This window comes from Albimonas marina, from assembly GCF_029223255.1.
Lineage (GTDB): Bacteria > Pseudomonadota > Alphaproteobacteria > Rhodobacterales > Rhodobacteraceae > Albimonas.
Genome location: NZ_JARHUC010000010.1, coordinates 73,771 through 90,231 on the forward strand (window position 1 = coordinate 73,771; position 16,461 = coordinate 90,231).

At 75.7% G+C, this 16,461-nt stretch carries 16 protein-coding genes; all 16 read right to left on the reverse strand.

The window, feature by feature from the left end; genetic code table 11:
- Nucleotides 1–5: 5 nt before the first annotated feature.
- The 16 genes from P2H44_RS22930 to edd all read right to left on the reverse strand — a co-directional run bounded on the left by P2H44_RS22930 (nt 6) and on the right by edd (nt 16,418).
- Nucleotides 6–2,195: a putative baseplate assembly protein gene (locus P2H44_RS22930; RefSeq protein WP_275767408.1), complete on the reverse strand. Its 2,190-nt coding sequence runs from the start codon at nt 2,193–2,195 to the stop codon at nt 6–8.
- Nucleotides 2,195–2,614, reverse strand: coding sequence for a GPW/gp25 family protein (locus tag P2H44_RS22935; RefSeq protein ID WP_275767410.1), 420 nt, complete (start codon nt 2,612–2,614; stop codon nt 2,195–2,197). Before P2H44_RS22935 ends, P2H44_RS22930 begins: the two co-directional genes overlap by 1 nt.
- Nucleotides 2,611–4,266, reverse strand: coding sequence for a hypothetical protein (locus P2H44_RS22940; protein WP_275767412.1), 1,656 nt, complete (start codon nt 4,264–4,266; stop codon nt 2,611–2,613). The genes P2H44_RS22935 and P2H44_RS22940 overlap by 4 nt, the downstream gene beginning before the upstream one ends.
- Nucleotides 4,263–4,943 (reverse strand): phage baseplate assembly protein V, encoded by a 681-nt coding sequence (locus tag P2H44_RS22945; protein ID WP_275767414.1) that lies wholly within the window; start codon nt 4,941–4,943, stop codon nt 4,263–4,265. Before P2H44_RS22945 ends, P2H44_RS22940 begins: the two co-directional genes overlap by 4 nt.
- Entirely contained in the window at nt 4,940–6,022 is a 1,083-nt protein-coding gene (locus P2H44_RS22950; protein ID WP_275767415.1) for a phage late control D family protein, read from the reverse strand. Before P2H44_RS22950 ends, P2H44_RS22945 begins: the two co-directional genes overlap by 4 nt.
- A 3-nt stretch (nt 6,023–6,025) precedes the next feature.
- Nucleotides 6,026–6,199 carry a hypothetical protein gene (locus tag P2H44_RS22955; protein ID WP_275767417.1) on the reverse strand — a complete coding sequence of 58 codons (174 nt, stop codon included), beginning with the start codon at nt 6,197–6,199 and terminating at the stop codon, nt 6,026–6,028.
- 3 nt (nt 6,200–6,202) lie between these two features.
- On the reverse strand, nt 6,203–7,468 hold the full coding sequence (locus P2H44_RS22960; protein WP_275767419.1) for a CIS tube protein: 1,266 nt from the start codon (nt 7,466–7,468) through the stop codon (nt 6,203–6,205).
- Nucleotides 7,465–7,992: a phage tail protein gene (locus tag P2H44_RS22965; protein ID WP_275767421.1), complete on the reverse strand. Its 528-nt coding sequence runs from the start codon at nt 7,990–7,992 to the stop codon at nt 7,465–7,467. Before P2H44_RS22965 ends, P2H44_RS22960 begins: the two co-directional genes overlap by 4 nt.
- Complete coding sequence (locus tag P2H44_RS22970; RefSeq protein WP_275767423.1) at nt 7,992–9,617, reverse strand: hypothetical protein; 1,626 nt, start codon at nt 9,615–9,617, stop codon at nt 7,992–7,994. Before P2H44_RS22970 ends, P2H44_RS22965 begins: the two co-directional genes overlap by 1 nt.
- 4 nt (nt 9,618–9,621) lie before the next feature.
- Nucleotides 9,622–10,077, reverse strand: coding sequence for a phage tail protein (locus P2H44_RS22975; protein WP_275767425.1), 456 nt, complete (start codon nt 10,075–10,077; stop codon nt 9,622–9,624).
- 25 nt (nt 10,078–10,102) lie between these two features.
- A complete protein-coding gene (locus P2H44_RS22980) occupies nt 10,103–11,827 on the reverse strand; it encodes a phage tail sheath subtilisin-like domain-containing protein (RefSeq protein ID WP_275767427.1) in 1,725 nt (574 codons plus the stop codon).
- A 113-nt stretch (nt 11,828–11,940) separates the two neighbouring features.
- A complete protein-coding gene (locus P2H44_RS22985) occupies nt 11,941–12,759 on the reverse strand; it encodes a hypothetical protein (protein WP_275767429.1) in 819 nt (272 codons plus the stop codon).
- Nucleotides 12,756–13,364, reverse strand: coding sequence for a Pvc16 family protein (locus P2H44_RS22990; protein WP_275767431.1), 609 nt, complete (start codon nt 13,362–13,364; stop codon nt 12,756–12,758). Before P2H44_RS22990 ends, P2H44_RS22985 begins: the two co-directional genes overlap by 4 nt.
- Nucleotides 13,364–13,633 carry a DUF3467 domain-containing protein gene (locus P2H44_RS22995; protein ID WP_275767433.1) on the reverse strand — a complete coding sequence of 90 codons (270 nt, stop codon included), beginning with the start codon at nt 13,631–13,633 and terminating at the stop codon, nt 13,364–13,366. The genes P2H44_RS22990 and P2H44_RS22995 overlap by 1 nt, the downstream gene beginning before the upstream one ends.
- A 186-nt stretch (nt 13,634–13,819) precedes the next feature.
- A complete protein-coding gene (eda, locus tag P2H44_RS23000; protein ID WP_275767435.1) occupies nt 13,820–14,440 on the reverse strand; it encodes a bifunctional 4-hydroxy-2-oxoglutarate aldolase/2-dehydro-3-deoxy-phosphogluconate aldolase in 621 nt (206 codons plus the stop codon).
- 172 nt (nt 14,441–14,612) lie between these two features.
- Entirely contained in the window at nt 14,613–16,418 is a 1,806-nt protein-coding gene (gene edd, locus P2H44_RS23005; RefSeq protein WP_275767437.1) for a phosphogluconate dehydratase, read from the reverse strand.
- Nucleotides 16,419–16,461: the final 43 nt, after the last annotated feature.

Consider the following 16,461-nt stretch of genomic DNA (forward strand, 5'->3'; position numbering starts at 1 on the left):
TCCCATCAGCACAGCTCCGGCACGACGGGCACGGCGATCGAGTCGTCGCCCGAGGAGGCCGCCGGCGGCAGCGTGGTCGAGGCCGCGTCCCCCTCCGCCACCGCCAGCATCGCCAGTTCGGGCAGCTGCCAGCGCTCCAGCCGCAGGCGCGCGCGTCCGGTCGCGTCCTCGGGAACCGGCCGCCAGGCGCCGCCGGCGGCGGGGTCCTTCACGAAGAGCCGCGCGGGCGCCACGGCGCGCACGCCCGCCACCCGGCCCACGGCCACCTCGATCTCCCGGTCGTCGAGCGCGCGGCCCAGCGGCCAGCCGCGCCCGTCCGGCCCGCCCGGCGCCAGCGCCCACAGATGCGCGCGGATGGCGGTCGAGACGGCGTCGAGCACCGCCTCGCGGTTCTCGCCGTCCGCAAGCTCCACCGCGGCCGAGACGCCGATGGGCACGTAGTCCGCCCCCACCACGAACAGCTGCGTCGCCAGCGGCCGGCGCGCGTCCAGCCAGTCGTGCACCGCCTCCAGCGTCGGGCGGTCGGCGCGGGGCGCGGGCGCCTCGAGCCCCGCCCGCGCCGGGATCGCCATCACCGAGACCGCGCCGGGCGCCGAGACGAAGCGGTCGTTGGGATCGAAGCGCTCCAGCACCTCCACCCGCCCGATGCCCGCGCCGGGGGTGGCGAGCGCCAGCTCGCGGTAGTCCGACGCCGTCACCGCCCGGTCCGAATGGCGCAGCACGGCGGGCAGCCGCCGCTCCGCCTCCGCCAGGCTCTCGGCCTCGGCCCCGCCCAGCGTGGGCAGCGGCTGGACCGCCTTCACCCGCGGGGCGCCGGCGGGACGCGTCACGGCCGAGATCGCGCCCGCCGGCAGGTTGCCCGCCGCGCCGCCGCCCGAGCGCATGAAGGCCGCCTGCACCTGCCGCCCGGCGGCGGGGGCGAGGCCGCGGGTCCCGCCGCCGAAGCGGATCGTCCCGGCCTCGGCGTCCAGCGCATAGACCCGGGCGCCGGCGGGGGCCGAGCCCACGTCGGGGACCTGCCGCCAGGGGCGCATCCCCTCCTCCTCCTCCACCTCGATGCGCAGGGTGGCCGGCTCGACCGAGGTCGCGCCCAGCGACAGCTCCAGGTCCGAGGCGCCGGTCCCCTGCCCCAGGGTGCGTCGACCATGGGCGCGCAGCTGCTCGATCTCCACCGCGTTGATCCCCGCCCAGGCGAGCGGCAGGGAGGTCAGGCGCAGGGCGGGGTCGGGCGTCATCTTCAGCCAGCACACCAGCCGCGCGGCCGCGTCCTCGTCGTCGAGACGCGGCGGGCGGTCGCCCACCCCCGCCTGGTGATCGGAGAGAACGTCGTTCGTCGGCGCCCCGATGTCGTCGGCGCCCGGCAGCAGCAGCCGGATCACCCCGGTCCTGCGCAGCGCCGAGGTCCCGTCCGACAGCACCTCCAGCGGCAGCCGCCCACCGTCGGGCGTGGTGATCTCCCACCGATGGGGGATGCGGCGGCCCGGCCCCACCTCCTCCAGCGGACCCGGCGGCGTCGGCACGGGCGCGAGCCCGACCGAGATCGCGCGGCGCGGCGCCTCCGCCCCGCCCCCCAGCTCATGGCGCACGGCGTCGAGATGCGTGGGCGCGGGCGAGGCCGCCAGCAGCGCGATCCACAGCGCCCCGTCGGTCGTCTCTCCCGCCACGTCCCGCGCGCCCGCCCCCTCCTGGAACACCGGCGTCGAGACGTAGCCCGAGGGTCGGGTGGCGAGGCCGTAGAGCTCCTGGAGGTCCGGCAGCACCTCGTCGAGCGCGGCCTGCTCGTCCGCGTCGGGGCGGCGCTTGAGCACGCACATCGCCGAGACCGCGTGGACCAGCGTCTCGGCCCGCGCGGCGAAGGGCACGGGCTTCTCGGCGATCGGACCGGCGGGCACCAGCGCCGGCGCCGTGGCCGCGCGGTCCTCCAGCGACAGCGCCAGCAGGCCGGAGGCCGGCGCCGCCGGGCGCAGCCCCGCCCCCAGCAGGCGCAGGAAGGCCAGGCGCTGGCGCTCGGGGATCAGGTTGGCGCGGTAGAGGATCGTGTCCGCGAGCCACGCGAACAGGTCGATCATCACCCGGCCGGGATCGCCCTCCCGCGCGTGGGTCCACTCGGGCGTGTGGGCGGGGATCCGGCGCAGCAGGTCGGCGACGAGATCGTCGAAGCCGCGGTCGTCGAGGGCGGGGGGACGGATCGGCATCAGGCTCCTCCGACGGGCGCGCGCGCCGTCAGCCGCACGGGCGTTCCCGTGGGCCGCAGGCGATAGCTGAGGGTGATCAGAAGCTCCCGCTCGTCCGCGCCGGGATCGACGGCGACGTCGTCCAGCAGGATCCGCGGCTCGTGCCGGCGCAGGGCCTCGATGACGGCGGCCTGCGCGCGGGCCCGGGTCTCGAGCGTGTTGGGCTGGTCGATCAGCGCCTCCAGCCCCGCGCCGAAGGCCGGGCGCATCAGCCGCTCGCCCGGCGTGACGCGCAGGATCATCTCGATCGACTGGCGCACGGAGGCGTCGAGGTCCGGCCAGCCCAGCGCCCCGGTCTCGTCCGGGACGGGCATCAGCGGCCAGCCGATCGAGGGGCGCGGACCCACGGGCCGCGAGAGGGTGGGACGCGGGCCGCTCATCCGTCGCTCCTCGGCTTGGGGAACGGCAGGCAGATGCGGATCCACAGCAGCCACTGGAAGATGATGTTGAACAGGCTCAGGAAGATGTTGAGCACGATGAAGGCGCAGATCGTGATGATCGGGATCGAGAAGCAGCACAGCCACCCGATCTCCATGCTGCCGCCGCCCGACTTCTCCCCGTCCTTGAGCTTCTTCATGTCCGACTGCAGCAGGTTCGCCAGCGCCGGCGGCATGGCGAAGGCGACGCCGGGCTTAACCTGGCGCGCCTGCGCGATGTCGGGCAGCGAGACGCGGGTGGGCGGCGCGTCGGAGTCCCACCACGGCCGGATCCGGAACGGCTCGGAGACCGGGCTCCAGATCAGCCTGGGCGGGCAATGGTCGTGCCCGCTCAGCCGGCAGAAGGCGCGCACGCGGTACTGCGCGTCGTCGTCGTCGAACTTGGGCCGCTCGGGCGCGATCTCGGCGAAGCGGGCGGTCAGGCAGGCGCGGGCGAGGGCGAGGAGCTCGTCCTCCATCTCCTGGCTCACCTCGGGCCAGCGATACGGCATGGTCAGGCCCGAGGCGTTGGGCTCGGCCCCCACCAGGATCCCCGCCGCCTGCGCGCACCAGTCGGCGGCGCCCATCGAGGCGAGGACGTGCCCGAAGCGGTCGATGCGCACCGGCAGCCGCAGCTCGTCGAGCTTGGCGCGAAGGCGGGCGGCGTCCTCGCCCGGGCCGAAGGCGCCCAGCTCGCTCCCCAGCTGCCGCAGCAGCACCGCGAGGCGGTAGAGCTTGCGGTCGTCGCCCGTCGCCGCCGACAGCTCCAGCGGTGCCCATTCGGGGTCGAGCGCCTGGCCCGCGCGGGGCAGCGACCGCGCGGAGCGCTTCTTGAGATAGACCGAGAAATGGTTGGTCAGTCCCCGGTCCTCGGCGGCCGGCAGGTCCTCCAGCGGCGGGGGCGCGGCGGTGGTCTCGGCGCTGGTCACCGGGACCAGGCCGTAGAGGATGGTGCGCCGGCGGGCGGCGCAGACCTCGGGCGGGGCGACGAAGAGGGGGGCCACGTCCTCGGACAGGCGCCGGGCGGTCCCGCGGCGTTCGGCCAGCAGGCGCTCCAGCGCGCGGGCGGCGCGGGGCGCGCCCTCGGGCTGCACCGCGGCCTCGGAGGCGGGATCGGGGTCGAGCTCGGCGGCGGCCCCCACCGCCAGCCAGCCGCGGCCCATGCCGTTCTCGCGCATCCAGGCGCGGGGACCGTCGCGGCTCTCGCGGCGGATCACCAGCCCGAGCCCCACCAGCTTCGCGGGGTCCACGCGCGGAAAGCCCGGCTCGCGACACACGGCCTCCAGCAGCACCAGGTGGAAGCGGCGGTGCAGCGGCTGCGACAGCTCCATCAACCCGTCCCGGCGGCCCCGACGCGTGGCGCGGCGGGCCTCGATCCGCGCGCGCCAGTCGTCGGCCATGAGGTCGGCCATCAGCGCGGGCAGGAAGTCGGCCTCCGCCACGTCCACGATCAGGTTGGCCTCCCCCCCGCCCAGCGGGCGCAGGACGGTGGCGTGGGGCGGCGCGGGGGGGCGCTCGGCCTCCCGCGCGCGCCGCGCGGCCCGGCCCGAGGCGCGGGCGACGCGCCTGGCCTCGCGCGCCTGGCGGCGCGCGGCGGGGGCCTCGGCCCGGATCACCAGATGTTCCCCGCGCCGGGGGTGTAGCTGGACGAGACCACCGAGGTCGTCATCAGCGTCTGGCAGTTCACTAGCCCCGAGAAGTTCACGTAAGGACAATCGACGCTCATCATCGAGGTCGAGATCGACACCGCCGAGGCGTCGATGGTCACCTGCGCCCCCGTCTCGACGCTGACGCCGGAGGGGCGCAGCGTCACCGTCGCCCCGCCCGCGCGGATCACCGCCTTGCCGCCGCCCTCGTCGGTGATCGTGGCCTTGGCGCCGCCGGGCGTCTCGATCTCCACCCGCTCGGCGCCCGCGCGGTCCTCCATTATCGCCACGCGGGTGCCGGCCTTGCCGGTGAAGGACCAGCGGTCGACCGAGCCCGAGACCTCGTCGGGGGGCAGGTCGGCGCCGTTCCACAGGCTGCCGACCACGATGGGCGCGCGCAGGTCGCCGCCGGCGAAGACCACCAGCACCTCGTCGCCCACGTCGGGGATCAGGAAGGCGCCGCGGTCGTTCCCGGCGAAGGGCACGGCGACGCGCGCCCAGCTCTCGGCCCCGCCGTCGGGGTCGGCGCCCAGCAGGCGCACCTGCACCCGCGCCAGCCCCTCGGGGTCGTCGACCGAGACCACCTGCGCGAGCCGCGGCTGCGCGGCGCGGGCCTGGGCGAGCGATATGGCCTGCTGGAAGCTCATGCCCCGGCCCCCAGGTACGCGCATTCGGCGATGAACTCGGTCACGTATCCGTCCTCCCGGTCGAAGCGGTGGATGGCCGAGGTCACGCAATAGGCGTTCTCGAACATCGGGTTGACGCCCACGAGCGCGAGGCGGGAGCCGACGCGGATCGCCGGGTCCCCCTGCGCGATCCCGTCGGCGATCACGAAGCCCCGCGCGCTAGCCCCCTGGGCGGCGCGGGCGGCGGCGTCGGCCTCGGCCTGGCTGACGGCGCCGAGGTCGCCCAGGTGCCCCTCCCAGGCCTCGAACTCGGCGCGCAGGATGTCGGCGGCCTCGCGCCCCTGCCCCGGGCCCAGCTCAGGGTCGGCGGACTCGGCGCGCACCGCCTCGCCGGTCAGCGGATCGAAGCCCGCGGCGGTGGTCAGCGCCGTCTGGCGGGCGAGGTCGGCGGTGATCCGCGCCTGCAGCAGGTCGCGCGGATAGACCAGCTCCACCTCCGTGCGCCGGTCGCGGGCGCGGGGCCCGGCCTGCAGCGCCTCGGCCACCGCCTGCGCGTCCGCGTCGACCGAGGCGAGGACCCGGCGCAGGAACGACAGGTCGCTCTCGTCCACCTGCGCCCAGGTGGCGAGCGGGACGTCGAGCCCGTCGCGGATCTCCGGCGTCAGGCCATGATCCTCGGCGATCACGCGCACCACGTCGGCGGGGGAGGCGTCCTCGAACAGCCGCCGACGGCGCACGCGGCGCGCGGCGAAGAGCGCGTCCTCGGCCAGCACCGTCATGCGCGGCGGGCCGTGGCGCGGGGCCTCGGCCTCCAGCGCCGTGATCCGCCCGGCGAAGACCTGCTGGGGCGAGCGGACGTCGCCGCAATAGATCTCGATCGGGGCGCCCAGCTTGAGCGGGTTCTCCGATCCCGCCGCCGCGAAGCCCGCGCGCCCGTCCGGGGCCGAGCTCCAGTCCAGCAGCGTCAGCTCCAGGCTCGACAGGCCCCCCGCCTGCTCGCGCGCCATCATCGACAGGATCGCGCGGTCGAGCACCGGCATCTCAAGCCCGCGGATGCGGACGGTGGGGCGGGCGTTGAGCAGGACCTCGTCGCGGGGCATGGCTCAGTCCGCCTCCAGCCTGGCGCGGCGGTGATCCTCGCGCCGGAGCATCTCGCGCAGCGCGTGGCGCGACAGGGGCCGGGGCGCCGGGGCGGAGGAGGCGCGCGGCGCGCCCTCGCCCTCGCCGCGCATCTGGGCGGCGGCCTCCACCTGCACCTCGTCGATGATCACCGGCATCGCCTATCCTTTCGTCGTCGAGAAGGTGACCGAGCGGCGGACCCCCGCCGTCAGCCCCGCCGAGCCGCCGGCGACCGCGCGCCCCGTCACGTCGAAACTGGTCCCCCCGGAGGGCGCCGGCGGCAGCAGCCGCGAGGGGTCGAGCGCCGCGGCGACCGGGGTGCGCGAGCCGCCCAGGCCCGAGAACGCCCCCGCCGAGGCCGAGGTCCCCGCCGAGGCCGACGCCCCGAACCCGGCCCCGACCGAGGACGCGGCCCCGAAGCCCCCGCCCACGGCCCCGCCGGCCGAAAACCCACCGCCGATCCCGCCGGAGAGCCCGCCGCCGACGCCGCCGGATAGTCCGCCGCCGATTCCACCGCTCACCCCGCCGCCGATGCCGCCCCCGAGTCCTCCGCCGATCCCCGCGCCGGCCCCGCCGCCGAAGCCGCCGGAGACGCCGCCCGAGGCGCGGGCGCCGGCGCCGAAGCTGACGCCCGCGGTGGCAGAGGCGCCGAATCCGCCGCCCGCGCCTGCGCCGAACCCCGCCCCGGCGGAGGCGCCGAAGCCCGCCCCGCCGCCGATGCCCGCGCCGGCCGAGGCGCCGAAGCCCGCCGAGACGCCCGCCCCGACCGAGGCCGAGGCCGAGGCCTGGAAGCCCGCCGCCGCGCGCAGGGTCACGCCCCCGCCCACGCCCAGCGCGCCGCCCGTGGGCATGCGCATGTTCTCCAGCCCGTTGTCCGCGGCCACCTTGCGCCCCGCGCCGGGGTCGCCCGCGTCGGTCGCCACCTGCGCCGCGCCGAAGCCGCCCTCGGGCGCCGCGCGCACCGCCGCGCGCTCGGGCGCGCCGGGGGCGACCTGGTCGCCGATCTCCGCCTCGCCGACCTGCTGCATCACCACCTGCAGGGCCGCGCGCAGGGGCACGCCCTCGGCCGACCAGAACTCCAGCGTCTCGTTGAGGCTCTCGATCACGCCGTTGAACAGGAACCGCCCCCAGGTGAAGGAGACGCGGGGCGGCTGGGTCGGCGCGTCGACGGCGACCAGCGCCATGGTCTTGATCGGGCCGGTGCGGTCGCGCACGTCGGCGCCGGTCTCGGTCGAGTCGAAGACCAGCTCCATCTCCAGCTTCGCGGTGGTCGAGCGGGTGTGCTGCGCCGCGTTGCCGTCGCCCCCCTCGCCCCCGTCCTGGAGCTTGTTGGTCAGGCTCACCTTCAGCGTGGCGGGGTTGAAATCCACCGCCTGCTCGGCGCCGCCGTCGAGGTTGCGGAACTTGCCCACGGCGAGGTCGGTCATGACGCGACCTCCATCTCGAGGCCCTCGTGGGCGAGGTGCAGCTCCTCGACCGCGAGCTCCCCGGACTGGGCGTTCAGGTCGCCGGCGCGGAACTTCACCGGCATTGCGCGCCGCAGCACCCAGCCGAAGACCGGCTCGGCCCCGCGCAGCATCGTGACGGTGACGTCCCCCCGCATCCCCCAGGCCCCGTTGGCCGCGGCGGCGTCGCCGCTCGCGCCCGGCGCGGGCGGGGCGCCGGCGAAGGCCGCGAACCACTGCCAAAGGTGCCGGCTCTCGACCACGCCGCGCTTGAGCACCACGGTCGAGAAGGTCACCGGCCCCGCCCTCTGCACCGGCCCGTAGTTGCGCCCCCCGGCCGGGATCGCGCGCGCCTCCATCGAGGCCTCCAGCCCGGTGACGTCGGTGAAGCCCCCCAGCAGCGGCTTGTCGATCCGCGCGAAGGCCGGCAGGTCGAAGCTGACGTGGAAGGCGAAAGCGTGGAGGGGGACCGAGCGGTCCTCTCCGGAGGGGGCGATCACCGGCATCAGCCCTGCGCCTCCCGCGCGCGTCCGAGGGCGAGGGTCACCCGCACCTGCTGGATCGGCTGGGCGGCGCGGAAGCTGACCTCCGCGATCACCCGGCCGGCGTCGAGATCGGCCTGGCTCATCGTGTCCCGCCCGCAGCGCACGGTGTAGGCCTCGCCCGGCGCGCCGGCGAAGGCGCCGGCCTCGCGCAGACGCTCCATCAGGCCGGTCAGGGCGGCGCGGGTCTCGGCCCACAGCGCCTCGCCGGAGGGCTCGAACAGGTGCGCCTGCCCCAGCTCGCGCGCCGCGCGCTCGATCACGCCGATCAGGCGCGAGACGCCCCCCGCCCGCCCCTCGCGCGCCACGGCCGCGGTGGCGTCGGAGACGAGCCTGAAGCCGGAGGTGCCGCGGGCCACCAGCGTCAGCCGGTCCCCCGCCCAGTCGGCGCCCCCCGCGGCCCCCGGCGCCAGCCCGCGGGCCAGTTCGCCGGAGCCGAGCTCGGGCGAGAGCCGGGTCGCCCCCGTCACCCCCCTGCCCGCCGCCGAGCGATGCGCGCCCAGCGCCAGGGCCGAGCGGGCGATCAGCCCGGCCGCGATCCCCTCGGCCCCCTCCAGCCCCTCGGGCGCGGAGGCGGCGCCGGGCGTCGCGATCCACGGATAGGCGAGCTGAAGCCGGCGGGAGCCGAGCCAACTCTCGCTCAGCGCCGAGGTCCCGTCGCCGATGGGCTCCACCGCCGCCAGCGTCTCCAGCGGGGCCAGCGCCTCGCCGGCGCCGGGGGCGGGGCGCGGCAGGCTGGCGATGAGGATCGCGTCGCGGCGGTGATGGGCGCCGCCCGGCGCCTCGGCCAGCGCCAGCGCGTGGCGCAGGGCGCGGGCCCAGAGCGCGAACCCCTCGGCGTCGAGCCGCGGCGCCGACAGCGGCAGCGGCGCGGGCGTGGCCGCCTCGTCCGTCGCCAGCGGGCCGCAGGGGCGGAAGGCCTCGGGCGGGGGCGGCGGCGAGGGCAGCACGGCGGCGGGCGCCGGCGGGCCGGCGCAGAGCTCCGGCAGGTCCGGCAGCAGCAGCATCGCCGCCTCGTCGATCCCCAGCAGGTGCGCCGCGCCCCGCCAGGTGGCCGGGTCCTGGGCGGAGACGGGGCGCCCCACGCCCCCGAGACCCGGCAGCAGGGGGACGAAATCCGCCGCCGCCTCCTGCGCGAAGGGAAGGGAGAGGCGCAGCGCCCGCGTCGCGCGGTGGGAGGCCGCGTCCTCTCCCGGCACGACGACCGGGAGGGGGTCGCCGGTGCGCACGATCCAGGCCCGCCGCCCGCCCTGCGCGAAGAAGCTGCGCACGGCGAGGCCGGTGGGGCTGGGAACGGGACGTTCGTCCCCGGGCGAGGGCGTGCGCCCCCGCCAGTCGAAGAGGGCGTCGAACTCGTCCCAGCTCTCCACCGCCACGGGGCAGTCGAGCAGCGCCTCGACCGCCTCGGGGCTGCGGGCGAAGGGCCCCGCGCCGGCCCAGCCGGCCGCCTCCAGCGCCGCCAGCAGCGCCTCGGGCACGGGGCCCGGGCGCCGCGCCAGCAGGCCCGCGACCATCGCCACGTCGGCGCGCGCGCTCAGCCCCTGCGCGGGCGGAGGCGTGTGGGAGAAGAAGACGCCCGGGCGCGGCATGGGATCAGACGTCCGCCCACTCGAAGCCCTCGGCGGCGATGACCAGCTCCTCCATCGCCACGTCCGAGCCGCCCTTGGCCGCGAAGGTCGGGCCGGTCCACTTCATCGGGCGGGCGTTGATCAGCTTCCAGCGCAGCACCGGCTCCTGCATCTCGTCCATCATGGTGATCAGGACGGGACGCGCGGTGTTGGGGCTGGTGCGGGTCGCCTTCACCCAGTCCCAGAAGTTGGTCAGCCCCATCACGCCCCGCTTGAGCGTGACGTCCGAGACCTTGTGGAGCCCCGGCAGCTTCCTGACCCGGTTCTCCTTGTCGTTGCCCTGCCGGTACTCGATCAGGGTGATCTCGGTGCCCAGCCCCGAGACGTCGGTGAACCCGCCCAGCGCCGAGCTCTCGTCCGGCCCGTCGCCGATGTTCACCAGGAAGTTGGTCGCCGCCCAGGGCGTCTCGCGAACAGCCATCGTTCAGCTCCTTTGCCCCTGTTGCTCAGGCGTCCGCGCCGGCCGTCTTCTGGCCGATGCGGAAGATCACGAACTCGGCGGGCTTCAGGGCGGCCACGCCGACCAGGCAGACGAGCCGCCCGTTATCGATGTCGTTCTGGGTCATGGTGTCCCGGCCGCAGCGCACGAAGAACGCCTCCGCAGGCGTCGCGCCCAGGAGCGCGCCCGAGACCCATTCGTTGTAGAGGAAGTCGGTCACCGTCTGGCGGACGTTGTCCCACAGACGCTCGCCGTTGGGCTCGAACACCGCCCATTGCGTGCCGCGGTCGATCGAGGCCTCGAGGTAGAGGAAATACCGGCGCACCGGCACGTACTTCCACTCGGGGTCCGACGACGTCGTGCGCGCCCCCCACACCCGGATGCCGCGGTTGGGCAGCGCGCGGATGCAGTTGATCCCCAGCGGGTTCAGCACCTCCTGCTCGCCGAAGCGGACGTGGCGTTGCAGGCCGATGGCGCCGGTGACGGTCTCGTTCGCGGGGGCCTTCCACACGCCCCGCTCGATGTCGGTGCGCGCGTAGATCCCGCAGACGGCGCCCGCGGGGGGCACGTCGATCTGGCGCGGCGCCAGGGGGTCGGTCGCCGCCGCTGGGTTCGCCATGGTGACCCAGGGGTAGTAGAGGGCGGCATGAGAGCTGTCGATCGCGCTCTTGGTGGCGCGCACCTGCGCGATGGACTGGTTCGCCGCCGTCTCCAGCACCGCGATGCGGTAGGAGCGCCGGGCCTCGGCCGCCGCGATCAGGGCCTGGTTGATGGCGGCGCCGTTGCCCAGCTCCGCCCCCCCCGGCGCCGCGATGATCGAGATGTCCTCGAGCGCGAGCAGCGTCGTCAGCGCCTCGGCATAGGCGGTCGAGGACGGCGCCCCCGACCCGTCGGAGCCGTTGAGCAGCCCCACCGTGCGCCCCGCCCCGCTGGCCTGGCACAGCGCCACGCGCAGTCCCACCGCGGTCACCGCGGGGTCCAGGTCCAGCCGCACCGGGTTGGTCAGCGCATCCTCGGCGTTGGGCGGCGTCGCGCCCATCGCGGCGCCCACGTAGCGGGGATGGCGGTTGTGGAAGCCGAGGTCGGCGGCCTCCCACACCACGCCGGTCGGGTCCGCGACAGTGACCGCGAGGCTCACCAGCCGCAGCGCGCCCCCGTCGGCGAGGTTGTCGAAGGCGTTGGTGTTGGCGGCCGAGGTCTGCATCGGCGAGGTGCCGATCACGTAGTACTCGTCCGCGATGCGCACCATCGTGCCCGCGGGCTTGCGCAGGGCGATGGCCTTGGTCGAGTCCGTCTCGACCTGGGCGAAGGTCACGCGGAAGTTGACCGTGCTCCCCTCGATCCGGGCGCCGGCCGGGGCCCGCGCGGTCAGCGACACGCCCGAGTCCGCGGCCCCGATCGGCCCCGAGGTCGGGGCCGCCGCCGCCGCCCCCGCGACCCGCCCGACATAGAGCCGCGCGCCGCCGTTGGCGAAAAACGCCTGCACCGCGAGCGCGAGGTAGTTGGGCGTCGGGTTCCCCCCGATGCGCAACGGGTCCGGGCCGCCGTAGTAGCGCTCGAAATCCGAGACCGAGGTCAGCAGCGGCGGCGTCACGGGCGTGGCGCCGGCGCTGATCGGACCGCGGGCGCAGGGCCCGACGAAGGCGGCGGTCGAGGTGCCGACCCCCGCGATGGACTTGGCGCGGAAGCTGGTCTCTTCCACGTAGACGGCAGGAGCGAGATATTCCGGCATCGGGCGCCTCCAGGCGGTGAGCGGGTCGGGCGGGGCGGGTGGCCCTCGGCGTCGTCCTCGGGGTTGCGGGTCTCAGCGGGTCTCGGTTTCAGGATCGGCTTTGGGGTCGGGCGTCATGCGGGCGTCCAGGTCAGCGTGGCGGCGGCCGGTCGGCCCGGGCGCAGGTCCACGGTCCCGGTCGCGGCGGTCTCGACGCCGGGGTCGGCGATCAGAAGGGCGGCGAGGATCGCGTCGGGATCGGGGAAGCCCGTGCGGCGGGCGGCGTAGGCGGCTCGGGCGGCGGCGATCTCGGCCGCCGCGTGCAGGCGCACGGCGGAGACGTCGATCACGGCGTCGAGCTCGATCTCGAGGTCCGCCAGCACCGTGGCGCCCGGCCCGGGCGAGGCGATGGGCAGGCCCGGCAGGCGCACCAGCGCCTCGCCCGCAGGCCCGGTGATCCCCAACGCCTCGGGATGCGGCCCGCCGGCGCGGGCGCGCACCACCGCCCCCTCCACCGCGCGGCCGTCGGCATGGCGCACCCGCACCTGGACCGAGGCCTCGAGCCCCTGCGCCGCGGCGGTCTGGCCCGGGGCGAGGCGGATCTCGGCCGCCGCCATCAGGCTCCCGGCGGCCTCCGGGTCCGGGTCCCGCGGCAGGGCGATGCGGGCGCGGCGGGGGGCGAGGGCCGGGTCGACGGGGCGCAGGTCGAGGGTCAGGATCTCCTCCCCCGGCGCCGGCGCGCCGGGGACGACGTCGAAGGCCGCGGCGTGGCCCTCCAGCCCCGGGGCGCGCAGCAGCAGCAGCGTGCCGTCGCGCTTGCGCGCCCAGCCCAGCGCCCGGGGATCCACCCCCTCGGCCCGCGCCTCGACCGGCGAGGTCACGGGCGCGCCCACCGCATCGACGAAACGCAGGGCGGCCAGCAGGCGACGGTCGAGGAGCTCGAAAGCGATCATCCGGAGCCCTCCGTGAGGGGGTCGGCGTCGGCGAAGCCGAAGCGCGTGGCGACCACCGGCGGGCCCGTCTCGATCCGGCCGTAGCTCAGGCGGATCACCCGGGCGCGGAAGGTGGCGGAGAGGCGGTATCTCAGCTGCAAGGCCGACCAGATGCGGAACAGATCGTCGGAGGCGAGGCTCTCGGGCACGATCTGCAGCGTCTCGTCCCGCTCCCACGCATCCCCGCTCAGCAGGGAGCGGTCGAGCAGCGAATAGCGGCTCAGCTCCAGCATCGCCCAGGCGAGCACGCCATGCTCCTCGGCCGCCGAGGAGGCCCAGGGGACCACCAGGTATCCCAGCTCCACGGCGATCGAGACGCGGTCGGCCTTCTCCCGCGCCGCCGGCCGGGCGACGGGCTGTTCGGAGCGCGTGACGCTGTAGCAGCAGATCGTCAGCCCCGCGTTCGGAGGCTGGGCCGAGGTCAGCCGCGCCGTCCCCACCTGGGAGATGTCGAGCCCCGCCGGCACCGGCCCCAGCACGCCCTGCTCGGCCATCAGGTCCCGGCGCGCGCGCAGAAGCTGCACGACGCTCTCGCCCGCCTGGTGGATCGCGGCGAGGCCGGCCATCAGCGATCCTCCCGCGCGGGGTGGAGCGCGCCGTAGCGCCGCTCGTAGTCGGCGATGGCGGCGGAGAGCACGTCGCGGAAGAGGGGCATGTTGGCGGGCGCGGTCACCAGCCGGGCGCCGGCGGCCTCCTGCACGCTCGAACCGCCCAGCGCCTGCAGGAAATCGAGCGTGAACTCGGCCAGCGTGAAGTCGACCGAGAGCGCGTTGACGTAGGCGCGCGCCGCCGCCTCCTTGCGCTCGTTGCGTCCATGCTCGGTGCTCGCAGCCATGCCCTGCTCCGTCTCCGGGGTCGGAGGGAGGCATGGCAAGGCCCGTGCCAGAGGCGCAGAGCGCTGAAATCGTGGGAGAAGTTTTTTCAGGACCGGCGGAGCGTTACACCCCGCCGTTACAGGTGCGTCTCGCGGGCGTCACAGGCGTATCGCGGGGGGCGTGACGCCCCCCGGTCCGCGCGCCGCTCAGCCCAGCGCCGCCGCCTCGGCCGCCAGCGCCTCGATCCCCGCCCAGTCGCCCGCGGCCATCGCCTTCGCCGGCGCGACCCAGGAGCCGCCCACGCAGACCACGTTGGGCAGGCCCAGGTAGTCGCGCGCATTGCCCAGCCCGATCCCCCCCGTGGGGCAGAAGGAGACGCCGGCGAGCGGGCTTGCCCAGGCCTTCAGCACCGGCGCGCCGCCGTTGGCCTCGGCTGGGAAGAACTTCAGATGGGTCAGCCCCCGCTCCATCCCCGACATCGCCTCCGAGGGGGTGGCGACGCCCGGCAGCATCGGCAGGCCTGCGTCCTCGGCCGCGTCCAGCACCCGGTGCGACAGGCCCGGCGAGACGCCGAACCGCGCCCCCGCCGCGACGGCGGCGTAGACGTCGTCGGGGGTCATCAGCGTGCCGGCGCCGACCACCGCGTCGGGGGCGGCGTCGACCATGGCGCGGATCGCGTCCAGCGCGCAGGGGGTGCGCAGGGTCACCTCCAGCGCCTTCAGCCCCCCGGCCGAGAGGGCCCTGGCGAGCGGCGCGGCATGGGCCAGCTCCTCGACGATCAGCACGGGGACCACGGGGGCGAGGCGGCAGACGTCTTCGATCTTCATCGCGTTTCCTTCCGGTCCACGAGGCGGACGGCGGCGGGTCTCCCCGCCCGGGGGTCGGGCGCGCGCCCCGGGCCTGACCCGGGGCCGCCTGCGGACCGGCGCGCCCGGCGCTCGGCTGCAGGCCGCGAGAGGCCCCGGATCGGGTCCGGGGCGCCCATGGGGCTTCGGGCGGTCAGACCACCACCGCGGCGCCGGTCTCGGCCGCGCCGACCGAGGCGCGGAAGGCGGCGAACAGCTCCCGCCCGATGCCCTCGTGGTTGGCCGACAGGTCCGGCTGGGCGGGGGGCCGGGCGTTGAACTCCTCGGCCGGGACCAGCACCTCGAGCGTGCCGGCGGCGGCGTCGAGGCGGATGACGTCGCCGTCCCGGATGCGCGCGATCGGCCCGCCGTCGGCGGCCTCGGGGCTGAGGTGGATGGCGGCGGGCACCTTGCCCGAGGCCCCCGACATGCGCCCGTCGGTGACCAGCGCCACCTTGTGCCCGCGGTCGAGCGTGACGCCCAGCGGCGGCGTCAGCGAGTGCAGCTCGGGCATGCCGTTGGCCTTGGGGCCCTGGAAGCGGACCACCACGATCATGTCGCGGTCGAACTCGCCGGCCTTGAAGGCGGCCTTCACCGCCTCCTGGTCGTGGAAGACGCGGGCCGGGGCCTCGATCACGTGGTTCTCGGGCTTCACGGCCGAGATCTTGATGACGGACGAGCCGAGGTTGCCGCCCAGCAGCCGCAGCCCGCCGGTCTTCTGGAACGGGTCGGAGGCGGGGCGCAGGATGTCGCGGTTCAGGCTCTCCCCCGCCCCGTCCTCCCAGGCCACGCGCTCGCCGTTCAGCTTGGGCTCGGCGGTGTAGCGGCTCAGGCCCGGGCCCGCGACGGTTTTCACGTCCTCATGCAGGAGGCCGGCCGAGAGCAGCTCCCCGATCATGCAGCCCAGGCCGCCCGCGGCGTGGAAGTGGTTCACGTCCGCCAGCCCGTTGGGATAGACGCGCGCCATCAGCGGCGTGACGGCGCTGATCTCGGCCATGTCCGACCAGTCGATCAGCACGCCGGCCGCGCGGGCCATGGCGACGAGGTGCAGCACCAGGTTGGTCGAGCCGCCGGTGGCGTTCAGCCCCACCATGCCGTTCACGAAGGCCTTCTCGTCCAGGACCTCGGAGACGGGGGTGAATTCGTTGCCCTTGGCGGTGATCGCCAGCGCCCGGCGGGCGGCCTCGGAAGTCAGCGCGTCGCGAAGGGGCGTGTTGGGGTTCACGAAGCTCGCGCCCGGCAGGTGCAGGCCCATGAACTCCATCAGCATCTGGTTGGTGTTGGCGGTGCCGTAGAAGGTGCAGGTGCCGGGGCCGTGGTAGGAGGCCATCTCGGCCTTGAGCAGCTCGTCCCGCCCGATCTCGCCGGCGGCGAACTGCTGGCGGATGCGGGACTTCTCGTCGTTGGGCAGGCCCGAGGGCATGGGGCCGGCGGGGGCGAAGATCGCCGGCAGGTGGCCGAAGGTGGCCGCCGCGATCACCAGCCCCGGCACGATCTTGTCGCACACGCCCAGGAACATCGCCGCGTCGTAGCAGTTGTGGCTGAGCGACACGCCGGCCGCCAGCGCGATCACGTCGCGCGAGAACAGGGAAAGCTCCATCCCCGGCTGGCCCTGGGTGACCCCGTCGCACATCGCCGGCACCCCGCCGGCGACCTGAGCCGTGCCGCCCGCCTCGCGCGCCGCGGCCTTGATCAGGTCGGGGAACCGCTCGAACGGCTGATGGGCCGAGAGCATGTCGTTGTAGGCCGTCACGATCCCGATGTTGCCGCCCCGCTCCTCGGCGATGGGAAGCTTGTCGGGGCCCATCGCGGCGGTGACGTGGGCCATGTTCCCGCAGCTCAGATGCGCGCGGGCGGGCCCCGCCTCGACCGCCCGCTGGACGCGGGCGAGGTAGGCCCCCCGCGCGGAGGCGGAGCGCGCGCGGATCCGGTCGGTGACGGCCTCGATGGTCGGGTTCATGACGTCCTCCTGCCGGCCGGACCCTCCGAGGGGGGGAGGGTCC

Excerpts from the sequence above, each read along its gene's own strand:
- P2H44_RS22930 (WP_275767408.1), bottom strand. The coding sequence starts at position 2,195 with ATGCCGATCCGTCCCCCCGCCCTCGACGACCGCGGCTTCGACGATCTC.
- P2H44_RS22935 (WP_275767410.1), bottom strand. The coding sequence starts at position 2,614 with ATGAGCGGCCCGCGTCCCACCCTCTCGCGGCCCGTGGGTCCGCGCCCC.
- P2H44_RS22945 (WP_275767414.1), bottom strand. The coding sequence starts at position 4,943 with ATGAGCTTCCAGCAGGCCATATCGCTCGCCCAGGCCCGCGCCGCGCAG.
- P2H44_RS22950 (WP_275767415.1), bottom strand. The coding sequence starts at position 6,022 with ATGCCCCGCGACGAGGTCCTGCTCAACGCCCGCCCCACCGTCCGCATC.
- P2H44_RS22955 (WP_275767417.1), bottom strand. The coding sequence starts at position 6,199 with ATGCCGGTGATCATCGACGAGGTGCAGGTGGAGGCCGCCGCCCAGATG.
- P2H44_RS22960 (WP_275767419.1), bottom strand. The coding sequence starts at position 7,468 with ATGACCGACCTCGCCGTGGGCAAGTTCCGCAACCTCGACGGCGGCGCC.
- P2H44_RS22965 (WP_275767421.1), bottom strand. The coding sequence starts at position 7,992 with ATGCCGGTGATCGCCCCCTCCGGAGAGGACCGCTCGGTCCCCCTCCAC.
- P2H44_RS22970 (WP_275767423.1), bottom strand. The coding sequence starts at position 9,617 with ATGCCGCGCCCGGGCGTCTTCTTCTCCCACACGCCTCCGCCCGCGCAG.
- P2H44_RS22975 (WP_275767425.1), bottom strand. The coding sequence starts at position 10,077 with ATGGCTGTTCGCGAGACGCCCTGGGCGGCGACCAACTTCCTGGTGAAC.
- P2H44_RS22980 (WP_275767427.1), bottom strand. The coding sequence starts at position 11,827 with ATGCCGGAATATCTCGCTCCTGCCGTCTACGTGGAAGAGACCAGCTTC.
- P2H44_RS22985 (WP_275767429.1), bottom strand. The coding sequence starts at position 12,759 with ATGATCGCTTTCGAGCTCCTCGACCGTCGCCTGCTGGCCGCCCTGCGT.
- P2H44_RS22990 (WP_275767431.1), bottom strand. The coding sequence starts at position 13,364 with ATGGCCGGCCTCGCCGCGATCCACCAGGCGGGCGAGAGCGTCGTGCAG.
- P2H44_RS22995 (WP_275767433.1), bottom strand. The coding sequence starts at position 13,633 with ATGGCTGCGAGCACCGAGCATGGACGCAACGAGCGCAAGGAGGCGGCG.
- eda (WP_275767435.1), bottom strand. The coding sequence starts at position 14,440 with ATGAAGATCGAAGACGTCTGCCGCCTCGCCCCCGTGGTCCCCGTGCTG.
- edd (WP_275767437.1), bottom strand. The coding sequence starts at position 16,418 with ATGAACCCGACCATCGAGGCCGTCACCGACCGGATCCGCGCGCGCTCC.